Here is a 1,162-nt window from a genome sequence, read left to right on the forward strand (position 1 = left end):
CCCGCGTAGCCCGAAGCCGGGGTCACCGCGACCAGACCGGCCACCGCGCCCGAGATCATGCCGAGCAGCGAAGGCTTGCCCTTGTGCGCCCATTCCACCAGCAGCCAGGACAGCGTCGCGCCGGCCGTCGCCACCATGGTGTTGACGAAGGCCAGAGCCGTCGTGCCATTGGCTTCGAGGTTGGAGCCGGCGTTGAAGCCGAACCAGCCCACCCACAACAGCGAGGCGCCGATCATCGACATGGTCAGCGAATGCGGAGCCAGCGCTTCCTTGCCATAGCCGATGCGCTTGCCGACCATGATCGCGCCCACCAGGCCGGCGATGCCGGCGTTGATGTGAACGACCGTGCCGCCCGCGAAGTCGAGCGCGCCCAGCTGGAACAGCTTGCCCGCATCGAGATTGACCGCGTCGAGAGCCGCCTGCGCCGTGGCCTTGTCGGCGTCGGTCGTCGCCTTGGCCAGAGCCTTGGCCGCATCGCCGATCGCATCCGGGCCCGCCCAGTACCAGACCATGTGGGCGATCGGGAAATAGATCAGCGTCACCCACAGCAACACGAACAGGATCACCGCCGAGAATTTGATGCGCTCGGCGAAGGCGCCGACGATCAGCGCCGGAGTGATCATGGCGAAGGTCATCTGGAAGACCATATAGGCCAGCTCCGGAACGACCACGCCATTCGAGAACGTCGCCGCCGTGGCGCTCGGGTCCACGCCCTTCAGGAAGACCTTGGAGAAGCCGCCGACGAAGTCGTTGAGGCCGCCGCCGTTGGTGAAGGCCATCGAATAGCCGTAGAGAACCCACAGCACGCCGACCAGCGCGACAATGGCGAACACCTGCGCGAGAACGGAGAGCATGTTCTTGGTGCGCACCAGGCCGCCGTAGAACAGCGCGAGGCCGGGAATGGACATCATCAGCACGAGCGCGCTGGAGACCAGCAGCCAGGCCGTGTCGCCCTTGTTGGGCACGAGGGCCGGCGGCGCGGCGGGGGCGGCCGCGGCCGCCGCGGGCGCGGCGTCCTGCGCATAGGCCGCGCAGGCGCAAAGCGCCACGCCGGCCAGCGCGAGGCCGAGCGTTTTAAGCCCGGTTCGGCGGGAGGGGATGGAAAGCATTTCTTACTCCTGACAGAGGGGGAAAATTAAAGGGCGTCGGAATCGCGTTCGCC

The 1,162-nt window shown here is 67.0% G+C and carries 1 protein-coding gene; it reads right to left on the reverse strand.

Annotated features, from left to right (window positions below; translation table 11 throughout):
* Nucleotides 1-1,109 (reverse strand): ammonium transporter (locus QM467_RS19715; protein WP_283368041.1); only part of this gene is annotated, 1,109 nt, incomplete at its 3' end.
* Nucleotides 1,110-1,162: the final 53 nt, after the last annotated feature.

It is taken from the genome of Rhodoblastus sp. 17X3, from assembly GCF_030056575.1.
In the GTDB taxonomy this organism is placed as follows: domain Bacteria; phylum Pseudomonadota; class Alphaproteobacteria; order Rhizobiales; family Beijerinckiaceae; genus Rhodoblastus.